The organism is Pseudomonas sp. CM25, assembly GCF_013179705.1.
In the GTDB taxonomy this organism is placed as follows: domain Bacteria; phylum Pseudomonadota; class Gammaproteobacteria; order Pseudomonadales; family Pseudomonadaceae; genus Aquipseudomonas.
In genome coordinates this window covers 1-22,944 of the sequence record NZ_JABMCW010000018.1, presented here as the reverse complement: position 1 = coordinate 22,944, position 22,944 = coordinate 1, and the positions used below count along the sequence as shown (strand labels likewise).

Here is a 22,944-nt window from a genome sequence, read left to right as displayed (position 1 = left end):
CACGGTGCCCGCGCTACATAAAGCTCAGACATGAAAAAGGCCTTGCTCTCTCGAGCAAGGCCTTGGGCGCTACAGTTTGTGTATCAGCTGTACACACGCCCCAGCAACTGCCGGTGGCTTTCGAACTGGTCCAGCACATCGCGTACGATCTGCTCCGGCGCAAAGCCCATCAGGTCGTATTCCTGGCTGCCGTCGTGCAGGTACACCTCGGCACGGTAGAAGCGCTGGCGCACTTCCGGCTCGCCTTCGACCGGCGCTTCGCTCGGCGCAGCCATGTAGCCGTCCAGGCTCACTTCATAGACGAACGGGTTGCCCTCTTCCATCATCACCCGCAGGCCCATCATGTTGCGCGACTGGCCAACCCGGGTTTCCACGTCGAAGCCCAGGGTCTGCAGTTGCGCAGCGGCTTCTTTCAGCGCCGGGCTGACCTGCTTGTCCATGAACCGCTGGACCACGGCCTGGGTCGGCTGCAATTCCAGCTGGCCCAGGCGCTCGCTGAAGCCGCGACGGCCACGGGCGGCCAGTTCGGCGCGCTCCTGCTCGACGACCACGTCCTGCTTCATGGCCTTGTACAGGCCGAACATAAACAGCACCAGCACCACCGAGAACGGCAAGCCGGCCAGCACCACCATGGTCTGCATGGCTTCGAAGTTGCCGGCGAACAGCAGGCCAATGGTGACCAGGGTGATGATGACCGACCAGAACACCACCATCCAGTGCGGGGCGTCTTCGTCGACCTTGCCGCCCTTGCACGAAAGGTTGGCCATCATCACCGCGCCCGAGTCGGCCGGGGTGAGGAACAGCACGAAGCCGACGAACACTGCCACACCAATCACGATCTTCGCCGCGGGGAAGTATTCCAGCAGCTGGTAGATCGACATCGACGGCTGCTCCAGCGCGGTCTTGCCCAGCTCGACAGCACCCTGGTTGATCACCAGGTCCAGCGCGGTGTTGCCGAAGATCGACAGCCAGGCCAAGGTGAAGCCCAGCGGGATCAGCAGCACACCCATTACCAGCTGGCGCACGGTGCGGCCTTTGGAGATACGGGCAATGAACATGCCGACAAACGGGCCCCAGGAAATCCACCAGGCCCAGTAGAACACGGTCCACAGGCCCAGCCAGCGCTCGGACTTGTCGCCCGACCCTTCATACACGTACAGGTCGAAGGTCTTCAGGACGATGCCGTTGAGGTAATCCCCCACGTTCTGCACCAGGCCATTGAGCAGGTGCAGGGTCTCGCCACCCAGCAGGACGAAGATCAGCAAACCGCTGAATAGCATGATGTTCAGGTTGGACAGGCGGCGGATGCCGTTTTCCACACCCGAGACCGCAGCCACGGTAGCCACACCGGCCATGACCAGGATCACCATCAGCAAGTTGGTCTTGCTGTGGTCCATGCCGAACAGGTATTCCAGGCCCGAGGACACCTGCATCGAGCCGATGCCCAGGTTGGTCACCAATCCCAGCAAGGTCACGAACATGCCGAAGATATCCACCGCGTTGCCGGCGGCGCCCTTGACCCAACGCTCCCCCACCAGCGGGTAAAGCGCCGAACGCAAGGCCAACGGCTGGTTGTGGCGGTAGGCAAAGTAACCCACGGCCAGGCCGACCAGGGCGTAGATCGCCCAGCCATGCAGGCCCCAGTGCAGGAAGGTCAGCTGCAGCCCCTGGCGCGCGGCCTCGAGGCTGGCAGGCGTGCCTTCGGGCGGGTTGAAATAGTGGTCCAGCGGCTCGGAGGCGCCAAAGTACAGCAGCGAGATACCGATACCCGAAGAGAAAAGCATGCCGGCCCAGGCGCCGTAGCTGAAGTCGGGCTGGTCGTCCTTGCCGCCCAGCTTGAGGCTGCCATAGTCGGAAAACGCCAGGTAGACGACGAACACCAGGTAGCCGCAGATGACCAGCATGTAGTACCAGCCAAAGGTGCGCGTCAGCCACTTCTGGGCCACGCCCAGCACCTGGCCGGCGGTTTCGGGTACAGCGATCAGCAAGGCAGTCAGAACGAGGATCATCAGCGCCGAGGTGAAGAACACCACGCGGTTGACCCGTACCCTCTCGGCGGGGGGTTTGGTAAGGGAGGCAGAACTCATTGCACGAATGCTCCGGGCAGTACGGCTGTGGAGGCTAATCAGTCTTTCCCGAGCAATTGGTGGAATATCCCCACTGCGTCAGGTGTTATAAAAGCACCCTGGAAACCGCGATCCCGAATCGATACGTTGCAAAAAACAGACAGGTGGCCCGTTGAAAAATGCCACGCCGCCGCTTGGGTGCGCGCATTCGTCACAGATCACCGCGCCCGCTCCAAGGGCCTGTCGCAGGGCGCAAGACCGTACGGCAGAATCTGCATTTCGCATCGCTCATGCCCGTCAACGCCTTGTATTCCGGGGGTTACGCGATTTCCTGGGGTGTCAATCCGTGCCCTGATGACCGCTCGAAAGAGTGTCAATGGCACAAATTGTCGCAGAGCTTATTCTTTATTGATTGAACGTTCAATCAAAACAAAATAGACTGGTCTTCGCCGAGTCAGCCGCCCGTCGTCTGCTCGCAGGCCTGAGGAGATAGCAAGATGCCCAAGGTCGGTATGCAACCCATCCGCCGCCAGCAGTTGATCGAAGCCACGTTGCAGGCGGTCGATCAGGTCGGACTGGGGGACGCCAGCATTGCGCTGATTGCCCGTTTGGCCGGTGTGTCGAACGGCATCATCAGTCACTACTTTCGGGACAAGAACGGCCTGATCGCAGCGACGATGGGTTACATCATGAGCATGCTCAACGAAGGGGTGCGGGCACGCCGCCTGGCCCTGACGGACGACAGCCCGCGTGCCCACCTGAAAGTGATCATCGAGGGCAACTTCGATGCCAGCCAGGTGAACGGCCCGGCGATGAAAACCTGGTTGGCCTTCTGGGCTTCCAGCATGCACCAGCCCGATTTGCACAGGTTGCAGCGGATCAACGACCACCGCTTGTATTCCAACCTGTGCTGCCAGTTCCGCCGCGCCCTGCCGCTTTACCATGCGCGCAAGGCTGCCCGCGGCCTGGCGGCTCTCATTGATGGCCTGTGGCTGCGTGGTGCCCTGTCGGGTGATGCATTCGACACCGACCAGGCGATACGGATTGCTTACGAATACATGGATCTACAACTGGCTAAACAGCACACCCTGGGCACCCATGACCAGGCTGCTGATCAAGCACGCACGGCCCTTGCCAACTCGGCAGGAGCGTGACGCGCAAGCCAAACCACACACTGCACTTGCGAGGACACTATGGCCCGTTTCGGAACGCAAAAACTCTACATTGATGGCGCTTACGTCGACGCTGGCAGCGATGCCACCTTCGAAGCCATCAACCCGGCGACCGGCGAAGTCCTCGCCCACGTGCAACGTGCCACCGAGGCTGACGTCGAGAAAGCCGTCGAAAGCGCCGAACGTGGCCAGAAGGTCTGGGCTGCGATGACCGCCATGCAGCGTTCGCGCATCCTGCGCCGCGCCGTCGACATCCTGCGCGAGCGCAACGACGAACTGGCCATGCTGGAAACCCTGGACACCGGCAAGTCGTACTCGGAAACCCGCTACGTCGACATCGTCACCGGCGCCGACGTGCTGGAGTACTACGCTGGCCTGGTACCGGCCATCGAAGGCGAGCAGATCCCGCTGCGCGAATCGTCCTTTGTCTACACCCGCCGCGAGCCGCTGGGCGTGACTGCCGGTATCGGTGCCTGGAACTACCCGATCCAGATCGCCCTGTGGAAATCCGCCCCGGCCCTGGCCGCCGGCAACGCAATGATCTTCAAGCCGTCGGAAGTCACCTCGCTGACTACCCTGAAACTGGCCGAGATCTACACCGAAGCCGGCCTGCCGAACGGCGTGTTCAACGTTCTCACCGGCAGCGGCCGTGAAGTCGGCACCTTGCTGACCGAGCACCCGCGCATCGAAAAGGTTTCCTTCACCGGCGGCACCACCACCGGCAAGAAGGTCATGGCCAGCGCCTCGAGCTCGTCGCTCAAGGAAGTCACCATGGAACTGGGCGGCAAGTCGCCACTGATCATCTGCGCCGACGCCGACCTGGACAAGGCCGCCGACATCGCCATGATGGCCAACTTCTACAGCTCGGGCCAGGTGTGCACCAACGGCACCCGCGTGTTCATCCCGGCTGAAATGAAGGCAGCCTTCGAGGCCAAGATCGCCGAGCGCGTTGCCCGCATCCGTGTCGGCAACCCGGAAGACGAGAACACCAACTTCGGCCCGCTGGTCAGCTTCCAGCACATGGAAAGCGTGCTGGGCTACATCGCCAAGGGTAAAGAAGAAGGTGCCCGCGTGCTGTGCGGCGGCGAGCGTCTGACCGAAGGTGAGTTCGCCAAGGGCGCCTTCGTCGCGCCGACCGTGTTCACCGACTGCACCGACGACATGACCATCGTCAAGGAAGAGATCTTCGGCCCGGTGATGAGCATTCTCTCCTACGAAACCGAAGAAGAAGTGATCCGTCGCGCCAACGATACCGAGTACGGCCTGGCCGCCGGTGTCTGCACCAACGACATCACCCGCGCCCACCGCATCATCCACAAGCTGGAAGCCGGCATCTGCTGGATCAACGCCTGGGGTGAATCGCCGGCGGAAATGCCGGTAGGTGGCTACAAGCAGTCGGGCGTCGGCCGTGAGAACGGCGTCAGCTCGCTGGCTCAATACACTCGCATCAAGTCGGTCCAGGTCGAGCTGGGCGGCTACAACTCGGTTTTCTAAACCTTGTCTAGCCACGCCCGTGCCGCTGTGCACGGGCGTTTCCGCTCCCTGATCACCGCCAACACGAGGGTACTTTCATGTCCCAAGAATTCGATTACATCATCGTCGGTGCCGGCTCGGCCGGTAACACCCTGGCAACCCGCCTGACCGAAGACGCCGGCGTCACCGTGCTGTTGCTGGAAGCCGGTGGCCCCGACTACCGCTTCGATTTCCGCACCCAGATGCCGGCCGCCCTGGCCTTCCCGCTGCAGGGGCGCCGCTACAACTGGGCCTACGAGACCGACCCGGAGCCGTACATGGACGGCCGCCGCATGGAATGTGGCCGCGGCAAGGGCCTGGGTGGTTCGTCGCTGATCAACGGCATGTGCTACATCCGCGGCAACGCCATGGACTTCGACGGCTGGGCAGAACTGCCAGGTCTCGAGGACTGGACCTACCTCGACTGCCTGCCCTATTTCCGAAAAGCTGAAACGCGCGATATCGGCCCGAACGAGTACCACGGTGGCGAAGGCCCGGTCAGCGTCGCCACGCCAAAAGCTGGCAACAACCCGCTGTTCCACGCCATGGTCGAGGCCGGTGTACAGGCCGGTTACCCGCGCACCGAAGACCTCAACGGCTATCAGCAGGAAGGTTTCGGCCCGATGGACCGTTCGGTGACCAAGAACGGCCGCCGTTCCAGCACCGCCCGCGGCTACCTGGACCAGGCCAAGAAGCGCCCTAACCTGACCATCGTCACCCACGCCCTCAGCGACCGCGTTCTGTTCGACGGCAAGCGCGCCATTGGCGTGACCTACCTGGTCGGCGACAGCGAAGAACGTGTTGAAGCCCGCGCCCGCAAGGAAGTGATCGTCAGCTCCGGCGCCATCGCGTCGCCGCAGCTGCTGCAGCGCTCCGGTGTCGGCCCGCGCGCCCTGCTGGAAAGCCTCGACATCCCCGTGGTCCACGACCTGCCGGGCGTCGGCGAAAACCTGCAGGACCACCTTGAGCTGTACCTGCAGTACGCCTGCACCCAGCCGGTGTCGCTGTACCCGTCGCTGCTGTGGTGGAACCAGCCGGCCATCGGTGCCGAGTGGATGTTCAAAGGTACCGGCATCGGCGCCAGCAACCAGTTCGAGGCCGGTGGTTTCATCCGCACCCGGCCTGAATTCGAATGGCCGAACATCCAGTACCATTTCCTGCCGGTCGCGATCAATTACAACGGCTCCAACGGCGTCAAGGAGCACGGCTTCCAGGCGCACATGGGCTCGATGCGTTCGCCAAGCCGCGGCCGTATCCAGGCCAAGTCGAAGGACCCGCGCCAGCACCCGAGCATCCTGTTCAACTACATGGCTACCGAGCAGGACTGGCAGGAATTCCGTGACGGCATCCGCCTGACCCGTGAAATCATGGCCCAGCCGGCGCTGGACCCGTACCGCGGCCGCGAGATCAGCCCGGGCCCGGATGTGCAAACCGATGAGCAGCTCGACAAGTTCATCCGCGAGCACGCCGAAACCGCGTTCCACCCGTCCTGCTCGTGCAAGATGGGCACCGACGACATGGCGGTGGTCGATGGCGAAGGCCGTGTGCACGGCATGAAGGGCCTGCGTGTGGTCGATGCGTCGATCATGCCGATCATCATCACCGGTAACCTCAACGCCACCACGATCATGATCGCCGAGAAAATCTCGGACAAGATCCGCAACCGCAAGCCGCTGCCGCGCAGCACTGCCAAGTACTACAAGGCTGAGGGCGCGCCGGTGAAGGGCAAGCCGATGCGAGAAGTGAAGCAGGCGTGATCCTGCACCGGCCCTTTCGCGGGTGAACCCGCTCCCACATGAGTAGCACCACCCTGTGGGAGCGGGTTCACCCGCGAAAGGGCCCGCATAGGCGACACATCAAAAGGCACCCTCCGCGGTGCCTTTTGCACATCTGCAGAAACGCTTTACATGCTGCCAATTCATCAGGTTAGAATCGATTGGCACGCGACCTGCTAGCGAGATGCTATCGAGTTCCTTTCCCCGTTGTCCCGGAGTACCTGCCTTTGGATGCAAGCACCATCAACAGCCTGTTCCTGATCGGCGCATTGCTGGTGGGCGCAAGTATCCTGGTCAGTTCGCTGTCGTCGCGCCTGGGCATCCCTATCCTGGTCATCATCCTCGCGGTCGGTATGGTCGCCGGCGTGGACGGTGGCGGCATCATCTTCAACAACTACCCGACCGCCTACCTGGTGGGCAACCTGGCGCTGGCGGTGATCCTGCTGGACGGCGGCCTGCGCACACGGGTGGCAAGTTTTCGCGTAGCGCTGTGGCCGGCACTGTCGCTGGCCACTGTCGGCGTGATGATCACCACGGCCCTCACCGGCCTGGTCGCGGCCTGGCTGTTCAACCTGAGCCTGATCCAGGGCCTGCTGATCGGCGCCATCGTCGGCTCTACCGACGCCGCAGCTGTGTTTTCGCTGCTCGGCGGCAAGGGCCTGAACGAGCGGGTTACTGCCACCCTGGAGATCGAGTCGGGCAGCAACGACCCGATGGCAGTGTTCCTTACCGTGACCCTGATCGACATGATCGCCAGCGGCCAGACCGGCTTGCACTGGGGCCTGCTGGGCCACCTGCTGCGCGAGTTCGGTATCGGTGGCCTGCTGGGCCTGGGGGGTGGCTGGTTGATGCTGCAAATGGTCAACCGCATCAACCTGGCAGGCGGCCTTTACCCCATTCTGGTGGTGGCCGGCGGCCTGGTGGTGTTCTCGCTGACCAACGCCCTGCACGGCAGCGGCTTCCTTGCCGTGTACCTGTGCGGCCTGGTGCTGGGCAACAAGCCGATCCGCAGCCGCCACGGGATTTTGCACATGCTCGACGGCATGGCCTGGCTGGCCCAGATCGGCATGTTCCTGGTGCTGGGCCTGCTGGTCACGCCCCACGACCTGCTGCCCATCGCCCTGCCGGCGCTTGGCCTGGCCCTGTGGATGATCCTGGTCGCCCGGCCGCTGTCGGTGGTCGCCGCGCTGCTGCCATTCAAGGCCTTCCACGGCCGTGAGAAAGGCTTCATTTCCTGGGTTGGCCTGCGCGGCGCAGTACCGATCATCCTCGCGGTGTTCCCGTTGATGGCCGGCCTGCCGGACGCCCAGCTGTTCTTCAACCTGGCCTTCTTCATCGTGCTGGTGTCGCTGTTGGTGCAGGGCACCAGCCTGCCGTGGATGGCCAAGCTGTTGAAAGTGACGGTACCGCCAGACCCGGCGCCGATCTCCCGTTCCGCGCTGGAAGTGCACATCACCAGCGAATGGGAAATGTTCGTCTACCGCCTGGGCGCGGAAAAGTGGTGCATCGGCGCCGCCCTGCGCGAACTGAAGATGCCCGAAGGCACGCGCATCGCCGCGCTGTTTCGTGGCGAGCAACTGTTGCACCCTTCGGGCAGTACCGTGCTGGAAGTGGGCGACATGCTCTGCGTGATCGGCCACGAGCACAACCTGCCAGCCCTGGGCAAACTGTTCAGCCAGGCGCCACAGCGTGGCCTGGACCTGCGTTTCTTCGGCGATTTCGTGCTCGAAGGCGATGCCGAACTGGGTGCGGTGGCAGCGTTGTACGGCCTGAAACTCGACGGCCTGGACGCGAAAATGCCGCTGGCGCAGTTCATCCGACAGAAGGTCGGAGGCGCTCCAGTAGTAGGTGACCAGGTCGATTGGCATGGCACGATCTGGACCGTGGCGACCATGGACGGGAACAAGATCCAGAAAGTAGGCGTCAGATTCCCCGAAGGAACGCGACCCGGACCAGGATTGTTCCTCTAAACTTCGTTTCTGCCGGATCCACAAGTAGCCTGCCTATGTCCCTGCGCGTGTACCTCCGCACAGCCCTGCTCGGGCTGTGCCTGTCTCTTTCCTTTGCCGCCACTGCGGCTGAAGCCCCGACCACCGCCAGCATCCAGCACAGCCTCGACAAGATCGCCGACCGCAAGCTGCCCGAAGCCGACCAGAAGGCGCTGCAGCAGGTGCTCGAACAAACATTGAGCCTGCTGGCCAGCAAGGAGGACAACGAGAAAAAACTGGCTGCACTGAAGCAGCAACTTGCAGGTGCCCCCAAGGAAACCAGCGACAGCCAGAAAGAGCTCGCCAAGCTCAAGGAAAGCAAGCCGCAGCCCGTTACCCAGCGCTACGCCAACCTTACCGTGCCGCAGCTCGAGCAGCTGCTCAGCGAGCGCAACACCCTGCAGGGTGAGCTGCAAAAAGCGCTGTCCGAAGCCAACAGCCTGATCATCAACTCGCAAACCCGCCCCGAGCGCGCGCAAGCCGAGATCAGCAGCAGCCAGACCCGCACCCAGCAGATCAACAACATCCTCAAAGCCGGCAAGGACGGCGGCAAATCCATCAATGCCGACCAGCGCAACCAGCTCAATGCCGAACTGGCCTCGCTCAACGCACTGACCCTGCTGCGCCGTCAGGAGCTGGCCGGCAACAGCCTGCTGCAAGACCTCGGCAACGCCCGGCACGACCTGCTGATCGAGCGCGCCGCGCGCCTGGAGCAGGAGATTCAGGACCTGCAGACCCTGATCAACGACAAGCGCCTGGCCCAGTCGCAGGAAGCGGTTACCCAGCAGTCGATCGAGGCCCAGAAAGCCGGTGGCAGCAGCCTGCTGGCCAGCGAAAGCGCGGCCAACCTCAAGCTTTCCGACTACCTGCTCAAAAGCACCGACCGCCTCAACGAACTGACCCAGCAGAACCTGCATACCAAACAGCAGCTGGACAGCCTGACCCAGGCGGACCAGGCGCTGGACGAGCAGATCAACGTGCTCAAGGGCAGCCTGCTGCTGTCCAAGATCCTCTACAAGCAGAAGCAGACCCTGCCGCACCTGAAAGTCGATCGCGACCTGGCCGACCAGATCGCCGATATCCGCCTGTACCAGTTCGAGATCAACCAGCAGCGCGAACAGATGAGCAGCCCGGTCACCTACGTCGACAAGCTGCTGGCCAACCAGCCCCAGGAAGATGTCACCCCGGCACTGCGCAAGGCGCTGCTGGAAGTCGCCATCACCCGCAGCGACCTGCTCGAACGGTTGAACCGCGAACTGTCGGCGCTGCTCAATGAATCGATCACCCTGCAGCTTAACCAGAAGCAGCTGCTGGGTACGGCGCAGGGCCTGCGTACCACGCTCGATGAACAGATGTTCTGGATCCCCAGCAACAAGCCGCTGGACTGGGACTGGTTGAAATACGTGCCGGAGCGCTTCGCCAAGCAGGTGGCCGACCTGCCGTGGGGCTCGGGTATCAAGGAGCTGGCCGATGGCCTGAGCCAGCGGCCGTTGCTGTTCCTGCCGTTGCTGCTGGTTATCGGCGGCCTGCTGTGGCGGCGCAAGTACCTGTATCAGCGCCTGAGCAAGGTGCACCAGGATATCGGCCACTTCCGCCGCGACAGCCAGTGGCATACACCTCAGGCCATCCTCATCAACATCCTGCTGGCGATGCCGGTCAGCCTGGGCCTGGCCCTGTGCAGCTACGCCCTGCAGATCGACGCCCGCGGGCAGAACGCCAACCTGGGCGCCGCACTCTGGCAGCTGGCCCAGGCCTGGCTGGTGTTCTATACCGCCTACCGCATCCTCGCCCCCGGCGGCGTGGCCGAAATCCACTTCCGCTGGCACAAGCCGCAGGTCGAGTTCCTGCGCGGCTGGGTGCGCCGCCTGGGCACCGTGGTGCTGGCCCTGGTCGGTGTGGTGGCGGTGGCCGAGCACCAGCCTTCGGCGCTGGCCGACGACGTACTGGGCATCGGCGTGGTGCTGACCTGCTATGCACTGATGGCCTGGCTGCTGAGCCGGCTGTTGCTCAGCAGCCCGGCGCACCGTGATGCCTCGCTGTTCCGCAGGGCTGTAGGGGTGGCGTTCACCGCGTTGCCCATCGCCCTGTTCGTGGCGGTGTGCTTCGGCTACTACTACACCGCGCTGAAGCTTACCGACCGCCTGATCTACACCCTGTACCTGCTGATGTTCTGGCTGGTGATCGAAGCCGCATTCGTGCGCGGCCTCTCTGTGGCGGCGCGGCGCCTGGCCTATCAGCGCGCCCTGAGCAAGCGCGCAGCTGCCAAGGAAGGGCTGGACGGCGAAGTCATCACCGAAGAGCCGACCCTGGACATCGAGCAGGTCAACCAACAGTCGCTGCGCCTGATCCGCCTGGCCCTGCTCGGCGGCTTCATCGCCGGGCTGTACTGGGTGTGGTCCGACCTGATCTCGGTGTTCGCCTACCTCAACAACTTCGTCCTGTACGAATACACCAGCGGTACCGGCGCCGCCGCCAGCATGGTGCCGATCAGCCTCGGCGACCTGCTGGGCGCGCTGGTCATCGTCGGCATCACCTTTGCCCTGGCCGGCAACTTGCCGGGCCTGCTGGAGGTACTGGTGCTGTCGCGACTGAACCTTGCCCAGGGCAGCGCCTACGCCACCACCACGCTGTTGTCGTACACCATCGTCGGCATCGGTATCGTCAGTACCCTGTCGACCCTCGGGGTGAGCTGGGACAAGCTGCAATGGCTGGTGGCCGCACTGTCGGTAGGCCTGGGCTTCGGCATGCAGGAAATCTTCGCCAACTTCATCTCCGGCATCATGATCCTGTTCGAGCGCCCGGTGCGCATTGGCGACACCATCACCATCGGCAACCTGTCCGGCACGGTGAGCAAGATCCGCATTCGCGCCACCACCATCACCGACTTCGACCGCAAGGACATCATCGTCCCCAACAAGACCTTCATCACCGGCCAGCTGATCAACTGGTCGCTGACCGACACGGTCACCCGGGTGACGCTGAAGCTGGGCATCGACTACGGCTCCGACCTCGACCTGGTGCGCGACCTGCTGCTCAAGGGCGCGCATGAGAACCCACGGGTGCTCAAGGACCCGGAGCCGATCGTGTACTTCCTCAATTTCGGCGAGAGCTCGCTGGACCATGAGCTGCGCATGCATGTGCGTGACCTGGGCGACCGCAACCCGACCCTGGACGAACTCAACCGCTATATCAGCCGTGAGTTCAAGGCGCACGACATCAAGATCTCGGTGCGCCAGGTGGAGGTGTTCCTGATGGACCCGAAAGGTGGCAAGCAGCAGCTGATTCCCATGGAACAGCCGAAACCGGATGGCACTCAACCTGTGTGAGTGGACTCCATAGGGCATGAACGCCCAAAATGCCTGCGAGGGCTTCGCCCTCGATCGCCGGCAAGCCAGCTCCCACACCGACCCCCTGTGTATTCTCTGTGGGAGCTGGCTTGCCGGCGATGGGCCGCAAAGCGGCCCCCTAGGCATCGATCTCCAGGAGCAGCCCGTGAAAGCCCTCGACCAACTCACCTTCGACAACCGCTTCGCCCGCCTGGGCGACGCGTTCTCCACCCAGGTCCTGCCCGAACCCATCGCGGACCCGCGCCTGGTGGTTGCGAGCGAGTCGGCCATGGCCCTGCTTGACCTCGACCCCGCCCAGGCCGAACTGCCGGTGTTCGCCGAGCTGTTCAGCGGCCACAAGCTGTGGGAACAGGCCGACCCACGCGCAATGGTGTATTCCGGCCATCAGTTCGGCTCCTACAACCCGCGCCTGGGCGATGGCCGTGGCCTGCTGCTGGCCGAAGTGCTGAACGACCAGGGCCAACACTGGGACCTGCACCTCAAGGGCGCCGGGCAGACGCCGTATTCGCGCATGGGCGACGGCCGCGCCGTGCTGCGCTCATCCATTCGCGAATTCCTCGGTTCCGAAGCCCTGCACGCCCTTGGTATCGCCACCAGCCGGGCACTGTGCGTGATCGGCTCCAGCACGGCGGTGTGGCGCGAAGCCCGCGAAAGTGCCGCCATGCTCACGCGCCTGGCGCAGAGCCATGTGCGCTTTGGCCACTTCGAATACTTCTATTACACCAAGCAGCCTGAACAGCAACGGCTGCTGATCGATCACGTGCTGGAGCATCACTACCCCGAATGCCGCGGTGCCGAGCAGCCATACCTGGCCATGTTCCGCACCATCGTCGAGCGCAACGCCGAGCTGATCGCCCGCTGGCAGGCCTATGGGTTCTGCCACGGGGTGATGAATACGGACAACATGTCGATCCTCGGCATTACCTTCGATTTCGGCCCTTACGCTTTCCTCGACGACTTCGACGCCAATTTCATCTGCAACCACTCCGACGACCGTGGCCGCTACAGCTATGCCAACCAGGTGCCGATTGCCCACTGGAACCTCAGCGCGCTGGCCCAGGCGCTGACCACGGTGATCGAGGTGGAGCCACTGAAGGAAGCGCTGGGGTTGTTCTTGCCGCTGTACCAGGCTCATTACCTGGACCTGATGCGCCGGCGCCTTGGCCTGACCACGGCCGAGGACGACGACATGGCGCTGGTCGAACGCTTGCTGCAGTGCATGCAGCGTGGGGGCGTGGACTACAGCCTGTTCTTCCGCAAGCTGGGCGAACAACCGGCGGCCGAAGCGCTGAAGGTGGTGCGTGACGACTTCATCGACCTGGCAGCTTTCGATGCCTGGGGCGCCGACTACCTGGCCCGCTGCGAGCGCGAAGCGGGCAATGCCGAGGGGCGGCGTGAACGGATGCACGCAGTAAACCCGCTGTACGTGCTGCGCAACTACCTGGCGCAGAAAGCCATCGAAGCGGCTGAGGCGGGGGATTACAGCGAAGTGCGGCGGCTGCATCAGGTGTTGAGCAAACCGTTTGAAGAGCAGCCGGGGATGCAGGCCTACGCCGAGCGACCGCCGGAGTGGGGCAAGCACCTGGAAATCAGCTGCTCTTCATAAATCCTGGGGCCGCTGCGCGACCCTTTCGCGACACAAGGCCGCTCCTACAGAACGCCGCGAATCCTTGTAGGAGCGGCCTTGTGTCGCGAAAGGGCTGCGCAGCGGCCCCAAAAACCTCGAGGAGAAGACATGTCCGACCCACTGGTAATCCCCTGCCCGCACTGCAACGGTCTGAACCGCCTGCCCGCCGAACGTTTGAGCGACGCCCCCAAATGCGGCCGCTGCAAGCAGGATGTGCTGCTGGCCCAGCCCTTCGAGCTGACCGAGGCCAGCTACGCCAGCCAGATCAAAGGCGACCTGCCGCTGCTGGTCGACGTCTGGGCCGACTGGTGCGGCCCCTGCAAATCCTTCGCCCCCACCTTCGAACAAGCTGCGCGGCAGCTGGCGGGTCGCTGCCGCCTGGCCAAGCTCGACAGCGAAGCAAACCGCAACCTGGCGGGGCAACTGGGCATACGCTCGATCCCCAGCCTGCTGCTGTTCAAGAACGGTCGCGAAGTGAGCCGCCAGGCCGGAGCGTTTCCACTCCAGTCGTTGCTGGCGTGGTTGCGCAGCCAAGGGGTCTAGGCGTTCTCTTCGAGCAGCGAATGCAACTCGACAAACTGCTGGGTCAGCTTGTGCCGCGGCTCGAGGTGAATCAGCGGCAGGCTGGCATGATGCGATTCGCGCATTTTCACCGAACTGCTGAGGTACACCGGTAGTACCGGCATGCCCTCGGCCAGCAGCTCGTCGAGCATCTGCTGGGGCAGGCTGGCGCGGGACTGGAACTGGTTGACCACGATGCCTTCGACCACCAGTGATTCGTTGTGGTCCTCCTTGAGGTCTTCGATCTCGGCCAGCAACCCGTAAAGGGCCTGCCGCGAGAAACTGTCGCAGTCGAAAGGGATCAGCACACGATCAGCTGCGATCAACGCAGAAACTGCGTAGAAATTCAGCGCCGGCGGGGTATCGATGTAGATGCGCTCGTAGTCCTCGTCCAGCTCGTCGAGCAGCTTGCGCAGCTTGTTGATCTTGTGTTTTGCCTCAAGCTTGGGCTGCAGGTCGGCCAGCTCTGCCGTGGCGGTGACCACGTGCAGGTTGTCGAACGGGGTTTCGTAGATGTCGACCTTGTTCTTCTTGCTGAACGGCCCGCTGGACAGGCTCTGCTTGAAGAAGTCGGCAATCCCCATGGGGATATCCTCGCCGGTGAGGCCGGTCAGGTACTGGGTCGAGTTGGCCTGGGCATCCAGGTCGATCAACAGTGTCCGGTAGCCTTCATTGGCACTGACCGCCGCCAGGTTGCAGGCGATGCTCGACTTGCCCACGCCACCTTTCTGATTGAACACCACGCGCCGCATGATTGACCTCCGTGTTTCGACGAATGCCCGAGTATGTGGCGAGGCCGCGGCAATGGCCAGTGCCATTTGGCCTGCGTCAGCCCTGGCCGACCGCCTGCCCGGTAAGCAGCTCGGCAAATGCCTTGGCCATCGCCGAGCCTGCGTGCTCACGCTGCACCAGCCACACCGCAGACATCGCCCCTTCATCCAGCAAGGTGCGGTACACCACGCCTTCAATGCGCATGCGCTGGAACGACGCCGGCAGCACCGAAACCCCAAGCCCCGCCGACACCAGGCCGATGATGGTCATGGCCTCTCCAGCTTCCTGGGCAAAATGCGGGCTGAAGCCGGCCTGCCGCGCCAGGCTCAGCAACTGCGCATGCAGGCCGCTGCCATAACTGCGAGGGAAGAACACGAACGGCTCATCGGCCAGCGCCGCCATGTGCAGGCCATGTTCAGTGCCTTCGGCAAGCGGGTGCGAAGCGTTGATCACCGCCACCAGCGGCTCACGGAACAGCTCCGTGGCCAGCAAGCCTGCCGGCAGCGGCATCGGCCGCATCAGCCCCACCTCGATGGACTCGTCGAACACCCCTGCGGCAACGTCGCGGCTGCTCATCTCCTTGAGGTTCAGGTGCACAGCGGGGAAGCGCTGGCGAAAGGCATGAATGGCTTTGGGAATCTTCGAGGTGAACGGTGCCGAGGAAGTAAAACCTATCTTCATCTCGCCTAGCTCGCCCAACTGCGCACGACGGGCTACATCCGCCGCTTTCTCGACCTGCGCCAGCACTTGCCGAGCCTCCTCCAGAAACAGCCGCCCGGCCTCGCTCAACTCGACCCGACGATTGGTACGCTCGAAAAGCCGTGCGCCCAGTTCCTGCTCCAGTGCCTGGATCTGCTGGCTGAGGGGTGGCTGTGAGATACCCAGCTGCTGGGCGGCGCGTCCGAAGTGCAGCTCTTCAGCCACAGCGATGAAGTAACGCAAATGGCGCAGTTCCATGATCGGCTCCGAACAGGTCGAAAAACGTCTTAAATAGGTCGAACAATATATTGGATCTAATCATTAGCCAGCTATATGCTTTTTTCATCGCGCCAGAGGTACCCGCCCGTGAAAACTGCTGTAGCCCCCCTTCCCGCCGAGCCAGAGCCCACTCCCCTGAACGAAATGTGGATCGAAAAAGGCACCCCCGCCTTCATGAAAACCGTGCTGGCGCTGTTCAGCGGCGGCTTCGCCACCTTCGCCCTGCTGTACTGCGTACAGCCGATGATGCCGCTGCTCTCTCGGGAATTTGCCATCAATGCGGCGCAGAGCAGCCTTGTGCTGTCGGTGTCCACGGGCATGCTGGCGTTCGGATTGTTGATCACCGGGCCCATCTCCGACCGCATCGGGCGCAAGCCGGTAATGGTGTTTGCCCTGGTCTGCGCCGCCCTCTCCACCTTGGCCAGCGCGGTGATGCCAAGCTGGGAGCTGGTGCTGGCCACCCGCGCGCTGGTGGGCCTGTCGCTGAGCGGCCTGGCGGCAGTGGCGATGACTTACCTGAGCGAAGAAATCCACCCGCAGCACATCGGCCTGGCCATGGGCCTGTACATCGGCGGCAACGCCATCGGCGGCATGAGCGGGCGGCTTATCACCGGCGTGCTGATCGACTTCGTCAGCTGGCACACGGCGATGCTGACCATCGGCGGCCTGGCCCTGATGGCGGCGCTGGTGTTCTGGAAGGTGCTGCCAGAGTCCCGCAACTTCCGCCCACAGGCACTGCACCCGCGCAGCCTGCTGGACGGTTTTGTCGTGCATTTCAAGGATGCCGGGCTGCCTTGGCTGTTCCTTGAGGCCTTCCTGCTGATGGGCGCATTCGTCACCCTGTTCAACTACATCGGCTACCGCCTGCTGGCGGAGCCCTACCACATGAACCAGGCGCTGGTCGGTTTGCTGTCGATAGTGTACTTGTCGGGCATCTACAGCTCGGCGCAAGTCGGCGCGCTGGCTGACAGACTGGGCCGACGCAAGGTGTTCTGGGCCAGTATCGTCGTGATGGCCGCAGGCCTGCTGATGACCCTGGCCAGCCCGCTGGCGATGGTGATCGTGGGCATGCTGGTATTTACCTTCGGCTTCTTTGGCGCGCATTCGGTGGCCAGCAGCTGGATTGGGCGGCGAGCGTTGAAGGCCAAGGGGCAGGCTTCGTCGCTGTACCTGTTCAGCTATTACGCAGGGTCGAGTGTGGCGGGTACGGCGGGCGGGGTGTTCTGGCACCAGTGGGGGTGGAACGGGATCGGGTTGTTCATTGGCAGCTTGCTGGCGGTGGCGTTGCTGGTGGCGCTGCACCTGAGCAAGTTACCGCCCAAAGCAGCCTGAGAATGGGGCTGCCTTGCAGCCCATCGCCGGCAAGCCAGCTCCCACAGGTGCCCCAAGGCTCATGGCCTGTGAAGTAGTTGTGGGAGCTGGCTTGCCGGCGATAGGGCCATCGGATCAGTTGATGATCTCGACGATATCCACATCCACTTCCCGGCTCATCAGGTGCTTCTCCACCTCACCGGTCAGCTTGACCTTGGTCTTGTCGTTGAACGGAGTAGCCGGAAGGTCTTCATCGTCGATTTCGACGGTGATGACGCCGGTGTTGTCCTTGAACTCGTACTTGTCATCGTTGTTGATCTTCTTGGTCACATAACCCTGCAGCACCACCGGCGTGTCATCTGCGGCGTCGTTGGCGGCAGCAACGGTGGTCACCGACTGTGCACCTGGGCCGGTGTAAGCCGCAGCCAATGCTGCAGTGCTGAACAGAGGGGCGAGGATCAAGGCAAGGTAGCGAGCTTTCATGAGGATCGGGTCCTGTTTCGGTTTCGATGGCCCCAGATTAACGACGATCGCTGAATTGAAACTTAATGCAATAAAAAGCCCGGCACAGGGCCGGGCTTCGGTGTTCAGCCATCAGTTTACTGATGGTACTGCGCCGACAGCTCGTGCACGGCGTTGATGAACACGCCGGCATGCTCCGGGTCGACTTCCGGGGTGATGCCGTGGCCCAGGTTGAACACGTGGCCGGTGCCGTGGCCATAGCTGGCCAGGATGCGCGCCACTTCCTGGCGAATGGCCTCGGGTTTGGCGTACAGCACGGTCGGGTCCATGTTGCCTTGCAGTGCCACTTTGTCACCCACACGGCGGCGGGCGTCGCCGATTTCGCAGGTCCAGTCCAGGCCCAGCGCGTCGGCACCGGCGTCGGCGATGCTTTCCAGCCACAGGCCGCCATTCTTGGTGAACAGAATTACCGGCACCTTGCGCCCTTCGTGCTCGCGGATCAGGCCGCTGACGATCTTGCGCATGTAGGCCAGCGAGAATTCCTGATAGGCCGCCGCCGACAGGTTGCCGCCCCAGGTGTCGAAGATCTGCACGGCCTGGGCGCCGGCCAGGATCTGGCCGTTGAGGTAGCTGGTAACCGACTGGGCCAGCTTGTCCAGCAACAGGTGCAGGGCCTGCGGGTTGTCGTACGCCATCGCCTTGGTCTTGCGGAAGTCCTTCGACGAGCCGCCTTCGACCATGTAGGTGGCCAGGGTCCACGGGCTGCCGGAGAAACCGATCAGCGGCACGCGGCCATTGAGCTCGCGGCGGATGGTGCTGACCGCGTCCATGACGTAGCCAAGGTCTTTCTGCGGGTCGGGGACCTGCAGCGCTTCGATATCGGCCGGGGTGCTGATGACCTTCCTGAAACGCGGGCCTTCGCCGGTTTCGAAGTACAGGCCCAGGCCCATGGCGTCAGGGATGGTGAGGATGTCCGAGAACAGGATCGCCGCGTCCAGCGGGTAGCGGTCCAGCGGCTGCATGGTCACCTCGCAGGCGAATTGCGGGTTCATGCACAGGCTCATGAAGTCGCCGGCCTTGGCGCGGCTGGCGCGGTACTCCGGCAGGTAGCGGCCGGCCTGGCGCATCATCCACACAGGGGTGACGTCTACGGGTTGCTTGAGCAGTGCACGCAGGAAACGATCGTTCTTCAGGGCAGTCATGTCGGCATCCGGAAAAATAGTGCGGGCATTTTCTCAGACGCACAAAGAAAAGGCACGGCTGTTTGCCGTGCCTTTTCTTTATAGGTATGTCGTGGATCAATAGATTTTGTATACAAAAACTTAATGATGCACGATACCGATGGCCCTATCGCCGGCAAGCCAGCTCCCACAGGGTAGCCGCAGCTCTTGTGGGAGCTGGCTTGCCGGCGATGAGGCCAGTGCAGGCAGCATCAGACTTCGAGGTAGTCCAGGATCCCTTCGGCAGCGGTACGCCCTTCGAAGATCGCCGTCACAACCAGGTCCGAACCGCGCACCATGTCGCCACCGGCAAACACTTTCGGGTTGCTGGTCTGGTGCTTGAACTTGCCCTGCTCCGGCGCCACCACTCGGCCCTGGCTGTCCATCTGGATACCATGCTGCTCGAACCACGGTGCCGGGCTCGGGCGGAAGCCGAAGGCGATCACCACGGCATCGGCCGGCAGGATTTCCTCGGAACCCGGGATCGGCTCGGGGCTGCGGCGGCCACGGGCATCCGGCTCACCCAGACGGGTCTCGACCACTTTCACGCCTTCAACCTTGTCCTCGCCGACAATGGCGATGGGCTGGCGGTTGTAAAGAAACTTCACGCCCTCTTCCTTGGCGTTCTTCACCTCTTTGCGCGAGCCTGGCATGTTGGCCTCGTCACGGCGATAGGCACAGGTTACCGCTTGCGCGCCCTGGCGAATCGAAGTGCGGTTGCAGTCCATCGCAGTGTCGCCACCGCCCAGTACCACGACCTTCTTGCCCTGCATGTCGACGAAGTCTTCCGGCGACTTCTCGAAGCCCAGGTTGCGGTTGACGTTGGCGATCAGGAAGTCCAGCGCGTCATGCACGCCTGGCAGGTCCTCGCCCGGGAAGCCGCCCTTCATGTAGGTGTAAGTACCCATGCCCATAAACACCGCGTCGTATTCGGCCAGCAGTTGTTCCATGCTGACGTCCTTGCCCACCTCGACGTTCAGGCGGAACTCGATGCCCATGCCGGTGAACACCTCGCGGCGGTTGCTGAGCACGGTCTTTTCCAGCTTGAACTCGGGGATGCCGAAGGTCAGCAGGCCACCGATTTCCGGGTTCTTGTCGAACACCACCGGAGTCACCCCGGCACGCACCAGCACGTCGGCGCAACCCAGCCCAGCCGGGCCTGCGCCGATGATGGCGACGCGCTTGCCGGTGGGCTTGACCTTGGACATGTCCGGGCGCCAGCCCATGGCGAAGGCGGTGTCGGTGATGTACTTCTCCACCGAGCCGATGGTCACCGCGCCGAAGCCGTCGTTCAGGGTGCAGGCACCCTCGCACAACCGGTCCTGCGGGCATACCCGGCCGCACACTTCCGGCAGGGTGTTGGTCTGGTGCGACAGCTCAGCCGCGGCCAGGATGTTGCCTTCGGAAACCAGCTTCAACCAGTTGGGGATGAAGTTGTGCACCGGGCACTTCCACTCGCAGTAAGGGTTACCGCAGCCCAGGCAGCGGTGCGCCTGCTCCACGGATTGCGCCGGTTTGAAGGGTTCGTAGATTTCCACGAACTCCTTCTTGCGCTGGCGCAGCAGCTTTTTCTTCGGGTCCTTGCGGCCCACTTCGATGAACTGGAAGTCGTTGTTCAGACGTTCAGCCATTTTTCAAAACCTCTTTACAGCAGCTGCAAGCTACAAGCTGCAAGCCGCAAGACGATCACTTAAGCCGGGCAAACCTCGAGCGCTTCTACGTGCAGTTCGGGGCTTGCCACTTGCAGCTGTTGTTACTGCGGGTTGGCACGGGTGCTGGACAGCAGTTGCTTCAGGTTGGCCGCCTTCGGCTTGACCAGCCAGAAGCGCCGCACGTAGTCGTCCAGGTTCTCCGAGAGCTCGCGCCCCCACTCGCTGCCGGTTTCTTCCACATACTCGCCAAGGACCCGCGCCAGGTGGCTACGGTAGGCTTCCATCGCTTCACCACTGATACGCTGGATTTCCACCAGCTCGTGGTTGAGCTTGTCGACGAAGCTGTTGTCCATGTCGAGCACGTAGGCGAAGCCGCCAGTCATGCCAGAACCGAAGTTGTAACCGGTCTTGCCCAGGACGCAGACAAAGCCGCCGGTCATGTATTCACAGCAGTGATCGCCAGTACCCTCGACAACAGCGTGGGCGCCGGAGTTACGCACAGCAAAACGCTCGCCCGCAGTACCGGCGGCGAACAGCTTGCCGCCAGTGGCACCGTACAGGCAGGTGTTGCCGACGATGGCGCTGTGCTGGGTTGCGAACGGGCTACCGGCTGGCGGCACGATGGTGAGCTTGCCACCGGTCATGCCTTTGCCAACGTAGTCATTGGCGTCGCCTTCCAGCAGCAGGTTAAGGCCACCGGCGTTCCACACGCCGAAGCTCTGCCCTGCAGTGCCTTTGAAGCGGAAGGTGATCGGGTTGGCGGCCATGCCCTGGTTGCCGTACAGCTTGGCGATTTCACCAGAGATACGGGCGCCAATGGAGCGGTCGCAGTTGCAGATATCGAGGCTGAACTCGCCACCGGCCTGGTCGCGAATGGCCGGCATGGCCATTTCCACCATTTTCTCGGCCAGTTCACCCTTGTCGAAAGGCGGGTTCCTGTCGACTTCGCAGAACTGCGGCTTGTCCGCCGGAATGTGCGAGCTGCCCAGCAGCGGGGTCAGGTCCAGGTATTGCTGGCGCTCGGTGTCGCCTGGCAGCACGTCGAGCAGGTCGGTACGGCCGATCAGCTCGCCAAGGCTGCGTACGCCCAGCTTGGCCAGCCACTCACGGGTTTCTTCGGCGACGAAGGTGAAGAAGTTGATCACCATGTCGACGGTGCCGATGTAGTGGTCCTTGCGCAGTTTGTCGTTCTGCGTGGCTACACCGGTGGCGCAGTTGTTCAGGTGGCAGATGCGCAGGTACTTGCAGCCCAGGGCGATCATCGGCGCGGTGCCAAAGCCAAAGCTTTCGGCGCCGAGGATGGCTGCCTTGATCACGTCCAGGCCGGTTTTCAGGCCGCCGTCGGTCTGTACCCGTACCTTGCCGCGCAGGTCGTTGCCACGCAGGGTCTGGTGGGTTTCAGCCAGGCCCAGCTCCCACGGGGCGCCGGCGTACTTGATCGAGGTCAGCGGCGACGCGCCGGTACCACCATCGTAACCGGAAATGGTGATCAGGTCGGCATAGGCCTTGGCGACGCCAGCGGCGATGGTGCCGACGCCGGCTTCTGCCACCAGCTTGACCGAAACCAGGGCCTGCGGGTTGACCTGCTTGAGGTCGTAGATCAGCTGGGCCAGGTCTTCGATCGAGTAGATGTCGTGGTGCGGCGGTGGCGAAATCAGGGTCACGCCCGGTACCGCATAGCGCAGCTTGGCGATCAGGCCGTTGACCTTGCCGCCTGGCAGCTGGCCGCCCTCACCGGGCTTGGCGCCTTGGGCAACCTTGATCTGCAGCACCTCGGCGTTGACCAGGTATTCCGGGGTCACGCCAAAGCGGCCGGTGGCCACCTGCTTGATCTTCGAGCTGCGAATGGTGCCGTAGCGCGACGGGTCTTCACCGCCCTCGCCGGAGTTGGAGCGCGCGCCCAGGCGGTTCATCGCCTCGGCCAGGGCTTCGTGGGCTTCTGGCGACAGTGCACCCAGCGAGATACCGGCGGAGTCGAAGCGCTTGAGGATGGCGTCCAGCGGCTCGATCTGCTCCAGCGGCAGCGGCTGGTCGGCAACTTTCACCTTCAGCAGGTCGCGGATCATCGACACCGGGCGCTGGTCGACCAGCGTGGTGTATTCCTTGAACTTGGCGTAGTCGCCCTGTTGCACGGCGGCTTGCAGGGTATTCACCACGTCCGGGTTGTAGGCGTGGTACTCGCCACCGTGAACAAACTTCAGCAGGCCACCTTGCTGGATCGGCTTGCGCGCGCTCCAGGCTTCGGCAGCCAGCAGCTTCTGGTCGCTTTCCAGGTCTTCAAAGCGTGCACCCTTGATGCGGCTGGATACACCCTTGAAGCTCAGGCCAACCACTTCTTCGGCCAGGCCAATGGCTTCGAACAGCTGCGCACCACGGTACGAGGCGATGGTGGAGATGCCCATCTTCGACAGGATCTTCAGCAGGCCCTTGGAGATACCCTTGCGGTAGTACTTGAAGACTTCGTCCAGATCGCCCAGCACTTCGCCGGTGCGGATCAGGTCG

15 protein-coding genes are annotated in these 22,944 nt (G+C 63.0%); 8 read left to right on the top strand and 7 right to left on the bottom strand.

Annotated elements, in window-relative coordinates; genetic code table 11:
• Positions 1 to 83: 83 nt before the first annotated feature.
• Positions 84 to 2,087 (bottom strand): BCCT family transporter, encoded by a 2,004-nt coding sequence (locus HP546_RS03745; protein ID WP_218584433.1) that lies wholly within the window; start codon positions 2,085 to 2,087, stop codon positions 84 to 86.
• 476 nt (positions 2,088 to 2,563) lie between these two features.
• Between HP546_RS03745 and betI the strand changes: the two genes are divergently transcribed.
• The 7 genes from betI (at position 2,564) to trxC (ending at position 14,030) form a co-directional block, all read left to right on the top strand.
• Entirely contained in the window at positions 2,564 to 3,220 is a 657-nt protein-coding gene (betI, locus tag HP546_RS03740; RefSeq protein WP_172219801.1) for a transcriptional regulator BetI, read from the top strand.
• A 39-nt stretch (positions 3,221 to 3,259) separates the two neighbouring features.
• Positions 3,260 to 4,732: a betaine-aldehyde dehydrogenase gene (gene betB, locus HP546_RS03735; RefSeq protein ID WP_172219798.1), complete on the top strand. Its 1,473-nt coding sequence runs from the start codon at positions 3,260 to 3,262 to the stop codon at positions 4,730 to 4,732.
• Between the two features lie 77 nt (positions 4,733 to 4,809).
• Positions 4,810 to 6,507 (top strand): choline dehydrogenase, encoded by a 1,698-nt coding sequence (gene betA, locus HP546_RS03730; RefSeq protein WP_172219795.1) that lies wholly within the window; start codon positions 4,810 to 4,812, stop codon positions 6,505 to 6,507.
• Positions 6,508 to 6,752: 245 nt separating this feature from the next.
• A complete protein-coding gene (locus HP546_RS03725; RefSeq protein ID WP_172219781.1) occupies positions 6,753 to 8,495 on the top strand; it encodes a potassium/proton antiporter in 1,743 nt (580 codons plus the stop codon).
• 35 nt (positions 8,496 to 8,530) lie between these two features.
• On the top strand, positions 8,531 to 11,839 hold the full coding sequence (gene mscK, locus HP546_RS03720) for a mechanosensitive channel MscK (RefSeq protein WP_172219778.1): 3,309 nt from the start codon (positions 8,531 to 8,533) through the stop codon (positions 11,837 to 11,839).
• A gap of 166 nt (positions 11,840 to 12,005) precedes the next feature.
• A complete protein-coding gene (gene selO, locus HP546_RS03715; RefSeq protein ID WP_172219776.1) occupies positions 12,006 to 13,466 on the top strand; it encodes a protein adenylyltransferase SelO in 1,461 nt (486 codons plus the stop codon).
• Between the two features lie 129 nt (positions 13,467 to 13,595).
• A complete protein-coding gene (trxC, locus tag HP546_RS03710) occupies positions 13,596 to 14,030 on the top strand; it encodes a thioredoxin TrxC (RefSeq protein WP_172219773.1) in 435 nt (144 codons plus the stop codon).
• Here trxC and HP546_RS03705 read toward each other — a convergent pair.
• Together HP546_RS03705 and HP546_RS03700 are read right to left on the bottom strand one after the other, a co-directional pair.
• On the bottom strand, positions 14,027 to 14,800 hold the full coding sequence (locus tag HP546_RS03705) for a ParA family protein (RefSeq protein ID WP_172219770.1): 774 nt from the start codon (positions 14,798 to 14,800) through the stop codon (positions 14,027 to 14,029). The genes trxC and HP546_RS03705 overlap by 4 nt on opposite strands.
• 76 nt (positions 14,801 to 14,876) lie before the next feature.
• Positions 14,877 to 15,776 (bottom strand): LysR family transcriptional regulator, encoded by a 900-nt coding sequence (locus tag HP546_RS03700; protein WP_172219767.1) that lies wholly within the window; start codon positions 15,774 to 15,776, stop codon positions 14,877 to 14,879.
• A gap of 165 nt (positions 15,777 to 15,941) precedes the next feature.
• On the opposite strand from HP546_RS03700, the gene HP546_RS03695 reads away from it, so the two are divergent.
• The gene (locus HP546_RS03695) at positions 15,942 to 17,129 is read left to right on the top strand and encodes an MFS transporter (protein WP_256678421.1); all 1,188 of its coding nucleotides are present in this window, start codon (positions 15,942 to 15,944) and stop codon (positions 17,127 to 17,129) included.
• A gap of 114 nt (positions 17,130 to 17,243) precedes the next feature.
• On the opposite strand, the gene HP546_RS03690 is transcribed toward HP546_RS03695, so the two are convergent.
• The 4 genes from HP546_RS03690 to gltB form a co-directional block, all read right to left on the bottom strand.
• Positions 17,244 to 17,591 carry a YgiW/YdeI family stress tolerance OB fold protein gene (locus HP546_RS03690; RefSeq protein ID WP_172219761.1) on the bottom strand — a complete coding sequence of 116 codons (348 nt, stop codon included), beginning with the start codon at positions 17,589 to 17,591 and terminating at the stop codon, positions 17,244 to 17,246.
• Between the two features lie 116 nt (positions 17,592 to 17,707).
• Complete coding sequence (hemE, locus tag HP546_RS03685; protein WP_172219758.1) at positions 17,708 to 18,772, bottom strand: uroporphyrinogen decarboxylase; 1,065 nt, start codon at positions 18,770 to 18,772, stop codon at positions 17,708 to 17,710.
• Positions 18,773 to 19,002: 230 nt separating this feature from the next.
• Positions 19,003 to 20,421 (bottom strand): FAD-dependent oxidoreductase, encoded by a 1,419-nt coding sequence (locus HP546_RS03680; protein ID WP_172219755.1) that lies wholly within the window; start codon positions 20,419 to 20,421, stop codon positions 19,003 to 19,005.
• Between the two features lie 122 nt (positions 20,422 to 20,543).
• Positions 20,544 to 22,944, bottom strand: a 2,401-nt coding sequence (gene gltB / locus HP546_RS03675) for a glutamate synthase large subunit (protein WP_172219752.1), incomplete at its 5' end; no start/stop codon positions are given.

Bases quoted from the DNA above. Each gene is read 5' to 3' on its own strand.
- betA (WP_172219795.1), top strand. From the start codon at position 4,810: ATGTCCCAAGAATTCGATTACATCATCGTCGGTGCCGGCTCGGCCGGT.
- betI (WP_172219801.1), top strand. From the start codon at position 2,564: ATGCCCAAGGTCGGTATGCAACCCATCCGCCGCCAGCAGTTGATCGAA.
- betB (WP_172219798.1), top strand. From the start codon at position 3,260: ATGGCCCGTTTCGGAACGCAAAAACTCTACATTGATGGCGCTTACGTC.
- HP546_RS03705 (WP_172219770.1), bottom strand. From the start codon at position 14,800: ATGCGGCGCGTGGTGTTCAATCAGAAAGGTGGCGTGGGCAAGTCGAGC.
- mscK (WP_172219778.1), top strand. From the start codon at position 8,531: ATGTCCCTGCGCGTGTACCTCCGCACAGCCCTGCTCGGGCTGTGCCTG.
- HP546_RS03695 (WP_256678421.1), top strand. From the start codon at position 15,942: ATGTGGATCGAAAAAGGCACCCCCGCCTTCATGAAAACCGTGCTGGCG.
- HP546_RS03680 (WP_172219755.1), bottom strand. From the start codon at position 20,421: ATGGCTGAACGTCTGAACAACGACTTCCAGTTCATCGAAGTGGGCCGC.
- HP546_RS03745 (WP_218584433.1), bottom strand. From the start codon at position 2,087: ATGAGTTCTGCCTCCCTTACCAAACCCCCCGCCGAGAGGGTACGGGTC.
- HP546_RS03700 (WP_172219767.1), bottom strand. From the start codon at position 15,776: ATGGAACTGCGCCATTTGCGTTACTTCATCGCTGTGGCTGAAGAGCTG.
- trxC (WP_172219773.1), top strand. From the start codon at position 13,596: ATGTCCGACCCACTGGTAATCCCCTGCCCGCACTGCAACGGTCTGAAC.
- HP546_RS03690 (WP_172219761.1), bottom strand. From the start codon at position 17,591: ATGAAAGCTCGCTACCTTGCCTTGATCCTCGCCCCTCTGTTCAGCACT.
- hemE (WP_172219758.1), bottom strand. From the start codon at position 18,772: ATGACTGCCCTGAAGAACGATCGTTTCCTGCGTGCACTGCTCAAGCAA.